This is a genomic window from Schlesneria sp. (genome assembly GCF_036405755.1).
Classification (GTDB): Bacteria; Planctomycetota; Planctomycetia; order Planctomycetales; family Planctomycetaceae; genus Schlesneria; species Schlesneria sphaerica.
Genome location: NZ_DASWWZ010000452.1, coordinates 1 through 5,371, shown reverse-complemented (window position 1 = coordinate 5,371; position 5,371 = coordinate 1). Strand labels below are relative to the sequence as shown.

Genomic DNA, 5,371 nt, shown 5'->3' with positions numbered 1-5,371 from the left:
TCCGTCCATCATCTCCGGAAAACCGGTGTACTGAGCAACGTCGATGACCGGAATACCGGCGGTTTCAAGGGCTTGACGCGTCCCACCGGTCGAGAGCAATTCAAAACCCAGCTGTACAAGCTGCTGGGCAAAGTGGACAAGCCCCTGCTTATTGCTGAGACTGATCAAGGCACGTCGCGAACTCACTGTCATGGATCCAACTTTCGACTGGCGGAAAAACCGTCAACTGCGGCAAGAGTAAACAAATTCTGATGGATAAGACATCCATTCCTTCAGTTGCCAATCATACAAAAAACTCGGACAGGATTCTTTCGTACGCAGGTCTGTTGGAACGATCATTCGAAACCCTGACAGTTTCGCGACGTTCCCAGCGATCTCCTGGAAATGCCCCGAACGTTCATCGAAATTGCCCGGAACCTTCATCTGCTCTTCTTCCGAAGTTGAAGAATCAACTCACTCGCCAAGGATTGCGGGTCTGGACTTGACTTCGGCCATGGGATTTGGGCTGCATCGGTCCAGGTGAAATGACAACATCTCTGACCTGATGAGGGAAACATTCCATGTCACCGTTGAATCGTCGCAGTTTTCTCAGCACATCCCTTGGAGGTCTTGCGGCGGCATCTGCCTGCCATCCTTCGCTTTTGGCACAGGACTCAAGCTCACTCGCAGAGGCGTCGAACCCTGCGGCCTCATTCGCGCCGGATACTCTTTTTCTCACTTGGCAACGAGATCCGACGAGTACGATAACGATCCAGTGGCTGGGGGCTGAGACCAGCGCGAATACTTCCATTCAGTTCGCAACTCTGGACGCCCCTGTCTGGCAGATCGCCAAGACGATCACCAAGCCATACACGAACACTGATCTGAAAGTGTTTCGGTGCGAGTTGACCGGGCTTCAGCCAGGACAAGAATATCAGTTTCAGATTGCCAACGCCGCCGAAGTCTATCGGTTTCGTACCATGCCCGGCAAAGCGACGGATACCTTCCAATTCGTATCAGGAGGCGATTCCGGTGTTGGTCTTCATGCGATCAATACCAACATACTCGCCGCCAGGCAGGAACCGTATTTTGCGTTGATCGCCGGGGATCTCGCCTATGACAATGGACGGTCTCCCGAGACGTTCGCGAAATACCTTCAGAACTATCACGAGCACATGATTGACGCGCAGGGGCGACTGATCCCTATGGTGGCCGCCATGGGGAATCACGAGGTTGATGGCGGTTACAAGAGGCAGAGGCAGGACGCACCTGCCTACCTCAGCTTCTTCGACGGATTCTACCCCGAAAAAACATACGGGGTACTGGACATCGGCGACTATCTCAGCCTCGTCCTGCTGGATACCGACCACATCGCCCCGATTGCCGGCGAACAAACTGACTGGCTCAGGCAAACCCTCGCGGATCGACAAGAACGGCCGCATCTCATCGTTGCCAATCACGTCCCTGCCTATCCCTCATACCGGTCACCACAAGGAGCGAACGACCATCTCGGCACAGGGGAAGAGCAGCGAAAACACTGGTGCCCATTGTTCGAGCAGTACAATGTTGACGTGGTTCTCGAACACCACGATCACACCTTCAAAAGAACGCATCCTCTGACGAACGGATTGCGCGACAAACATGGTGTGCTTTACCTGGGTGATGGATCATGGGGCCAACTCCGCGTCCCGAAAACTCCTGAAGAACGCCCCTACCTCGCCGCAGTCAGTTCCGCATACCACATGACGGTCCATCGACTGGAAGGTGATCAGCGGTTCCATATGGCTATGGAACAATCAGGCAAAATCGCCGATGTCTGTATGACAACGAGTAAGCGTCCTGCAAAACGGGGTTGAGCGCATAACGTTCATGCCGGCCCGCAGCCACGATACATGGAGCTGACAGGGCGGGGGCAATCCAAAACCGGCCCCCCCCGCCCTTGTTGCTGGCAGACCCGGAAATCTGCGAATCAGGTCCTGTCCCAATCACGATTGAAACGAGCCCATCCGCTCGCGCTGAGCAAAAGAGATCACCTGCCCGTCAAACCGTCGGCCATCAGCACCGCTGTAACGACATCCTTCGCGAGCCTGTGCTTCGCAGTTCAATCGTCTGTCGCTGACGCTGCGATTCGACCTGGAACCTTCTCGCCGCTATTTCCGCTCGACTTCCTTGACGTCGATCAAACGCTCCCATTGGGACGGGGGGATCATCCAGGGATCTTTTCTTAGCGGTTCAGTCAGCGGGCGAATCCAGGATCGTTGGTAGTAACCTCTTGGCTCTTTCGACAGATCGACCGTCGGGTCGATGAGTAATTGCGGTTTCCGACCGTTCAACGACGTCAATACAAGAGCTCGAACTTCAAACTCCCGACCGGTCAGTTTCAAATAGTCCTCGGAGATGAAATGCGCGAGATGCAGGATCATTTCAGGGTCACGAACGAATCGAATCTCCTGGTCAGGCGTAATCCACTTTCGCACATCGGGATTCCAGCTCAGCCCCGTTTGGGGATCGGTCACCAGATAGCGAAAGCCGCTCGTCTTCCCTCGCAACATCATCCGCCACGAGAAATGATGTCCCCGTTCGGTCCAGCTGGTGTCTCCCTCTTCCAAAAAATGAACCAGAGGCCATGCGAGGTGAAAGAGGCAACAGAGCCCTGCAAACCCCATCGCCGCAAATCTGCGCCGAAACATCCAGGGGCATGGATCCTCAGCGGAATGAGCTTGATTCAACGTCGCCTCTGCCGGCCTCACTCCCATTTCTAAACGTGAAACAGGCACCTCGTTGAGCGCGGATTCCGCGCTGATCTCGGGATTACCGCGAAGCCCTCTCCCTATCTTCAACAGTCTGTCAAGGGAGGGACGTGGCCAGTCGGGACTGAAGAAGATGGTCGTCGCCACGATCATGAACCAGGGAAAAACGTGAATCGAATCGAAGACCATTGAATTGATCAGATGGAACGCCAGACATATCAGATAAGCAAGACTGCGTGTCCGCTTCCAAATCAGGAGCGGAACGACAAGTAAATCAAATAAAGCTCCCCCCCAGATAAACACCTGAACCACCGACTCCAGCGTCAGCCAGGGGCCAATGAAAGGGAGATCCGACCGGGAAGCCAGCATCTGGCGCAATGGGGCTCCTGCAAACCAATCGTGATTCAGTTTCGCAACTCCCCCGAAGAAATAGGGAAGCCCCACATGAAACCTGAGCAGCCAGACTGACCACGCCGCGATCGATTCCGACCGAAGTGATGGCCACAATATAGAGTCGATCGACCATAAACGGTGGGCGGGGATGAATACCATCAACCACCCTAGCAGCATGAGCAAATAGTAGTGATTCTGATAATTCGTTCGATCGAGCAACAGAAAATACGTAAACAGCAGTGCCAGCGACGGAGTCGTCGCTCGGTAGAGCAGCCCCCCCGCAACGAACAAACCCAGTACGGACATTGCGACAAAAAAAAGTTTCATCCCATTCAGCGAGAATGGCTGAACCCAGTCGAAACCGTAGTAAGTAAAATGAAAATCCGGTTTGACGTACAGTTCGTACGCTCGTCCTGCAACAAGATAATCAATTCCGAGCCACACCATCACCAGACCGAATCCAATTCGAAATACGACTACTGACGCACCATCGACAGGTGTGAAGAGAAATCGCATCCATCTTCGACACCACCCGTCCACGGTGGTTGCTTCTCTCTCAAGGCTCTGCTTCATTGCGCTGTTATCTGCTGTTTGAGCGACCGTTTCTCTTGCCAGCCTGAGGTTCATCTCAATCGACTGGTGGAGGTGACAGACCAATCTCTATCACCTTGTCCGACGGATGATCACCTTCGCGGAATTTCGTTCTCTGCGAGGGGAACAAAAGTTCTATTAAGCTTCTGCGCCGCCCACTGGAAAAGTGATATCCGAAATCATTGGATATCAAGTTTCGAATCCGCGTCATCCGCAGCAGCACCGCCTGTCAATCTGACCGGGCGGCCGTTTCCCTTCTTCGCTGGTTTCGCTGGCAGCGTTACGTTGATGGTGTTGGTCTGACCCGCAACGATCTCAACTTCCATCACATTCTTCTCGGAATTGGTGGCGCAATCACAGCTCACGCTTGCATCACCTCCAACTCGAACTCGATGCTTACCAATCACGGCACCGTCATTTCGTCCATACGTCGACAATTGAAACGCACCATCGTGATCGCTAAATGCAAACCCCTGCTTACCGACTTTGGCTGATTTCCCAACTACCATCGGCTCGAAATAGACTTGAACATTTTCGACGGGCTCGCCATTGCAAAGTACGACCCCCTCAGTCCGCGCCACTGCGAATCTTTCACTTCCTGACCCGCAGCCAACGCACAAAGGGAACGTGACAGCCACTAATACTGCAATTCTCTTGATCATTATCTCTTCCTTTCATCCCAATCACTCAAGAGGAACAGTTCGTTCCTCGCCTGATGGCGGAAACTGAACTTGATTTGCTCATAAACTCTGACACGGAAGAGATTCCCTGACGGGCTTCTGCTACCTCCAAGCCCCGGCCACAGCATCCGTGTGTTCGATTGCCTCAGTTTCCATGCGAGCTTCGGTATCGCAATCAGCACCGGGTTGCCGCTCGGCACATCCGAGTCAAGCTTTCCTCGAAGTCACAATCCGACTTCATTCCTTATCCATCCCAGGGCATGGCACCATAAATGCCATGCCCCACGCCCTACCCCAGCTCGATCCTGGAATACACCTCGTTGCCTCTCAATACGAGGACTGTCGATTCGAGGAACACGACATCTTGCTACTTAAGAGACTGCATAGGCGCACACGTCGCTTTGGCCAGACTCCTAAAACTCACCGATCGTGTTTCCATCCCGAACACTATAGAGGTTGCAAAGAATCTCGATCGCAACATTCTCGCTCACGAAACGAACCGAACCGTCGCAGAGCGTAAACTGAGCTCCACCGGTGTGATAGCTGAAGGCATTGTCATCGTTATTGGCAAAGTACATCGTGGAAAAGTTAACAGTTGCATTGATCGGAGAGTTTGTCCGCCCGTTCGTCCGTACGGTCTCATCGTTACCACCACCGGGCGCACCGATCCAGATCGGCCAGTCATTGAAGGCCGTCGGCGCGGTCGTTCGGCGCGAAGCAGCACTCGTCGTACTGGTAACATACGTTGACTCTGCCACCGCGATCGTGTTACTCAATCCATCGATCACGTCACGAAATGCCTTCCCGCCCCCTTCCCATTGCTTGTGCATAATGCTGTCATCGCCATAGCAACTTCCACCCGCTGTCTTGTAAGACGAAGTCGCATATCCGACGATCGCCGGATTGCGGGGCGGAATCGATCCCCCCCCCACCAACTGCGAGCCTGGAATCTGCCACGACGCTGGAACCGTCGTGGGG

At 53.8% G+C, this 5,371-nt stretch carries 4 protein-coding genes and 1 pseudogene; 1 reads left to right on the top strand and 4 read right to left on the bottom strand.

Annotated features, from left to right (window positions below):
• Positions 1 to 192, bottom strand: a pseudogene (gene purH / locus VGE80_RS15410) (bifunctional phosphoribosylaminoimidazolecarboxamide formyltransferase/IMP cyclohydrolase); the annotation flags it as partial.
• Positions 193 to 560: 368 nt separating this feature from the next.
• Here purH and VGE80_RS15405 point away from each other — a divergent pair.
• Positions 561 to 1,835 (top strand): purple acid phosphatase family protein, encoded by a 1,275-nt coding sequence (locus VGE80_RS15405; protein ID WP_440593282.1) that lies wholly within the window; start codon positions 561 to 563, stop codon positions 1,833 to 1,835.
• Between the two features lie 294 nt (positions 1,836 to 2,129).
• Here the strand turns inward: VGE80_RS15405 and VGE80_RS15400 are convergent, their stop codons facing one another.
• The 3 genes from VGE80_RS15400 to VGE80_RS15390 all read right to left on the bottom strand — a co-directional run.
• Entirely contained in the window at positions 2,130 to 3,638 is a 1,509-nt protein-coding gene (locus VGE80_RS15400; protein WP_440593281.1) for an HTTM domain-containing protein, read from the bottom strand.
• Between the two features lie 254 nt (positions 3,639 to 3,892).
• Positions 3,893 to 4,375: a hypothetical protein gene (locus tag VGE80_RS15395; RefSeq protein WP_397569001.1), complete on the bottom strand. Its 483-nt coding sequence runs from the start codon at positions 4,373 to 4,375 to the stop codon at positions 3,893 to 3,895.
• A gap of 431 nt (positions 4,376 to 4,806) precedes the next feature.
• Positions 4,807 to 5,371, bottom strand: a 565-nt coding sequence (locus tag VGE80_RS15390; protein ID WP_440593280.1) for a DUF1559 family PulG-like putative transporter, incomplete at its 5' end; no start/stop codon positions are given.

What these genes read in the sequence shown, in the direction of transcription:
- VGE80_RS15405 (WP_440593282.1), top strand. Translation starts at nt 561, where the DNA reads ATGTCACCGTTGAATCGTCGCAGTTTTCTCAGCACATCCCTTGGAGGT.
- VGE80_RS15395 (WP_397569001.1), bottom strand. Translation starts at nt 4,375, where the DNA reads ATGATCAAGAGAATTGCAGTATTAGTGGCTGTCACGTTCCCTTTGTGC.
- VGE80_RS15400 (WP_440593281.1), bottom strand. Translation starts at nt 3,638, where the DNA reads ATGCGATTTCTCTTCACACCTGTCGATGGTGCGTCAGTAGTCGTATTT.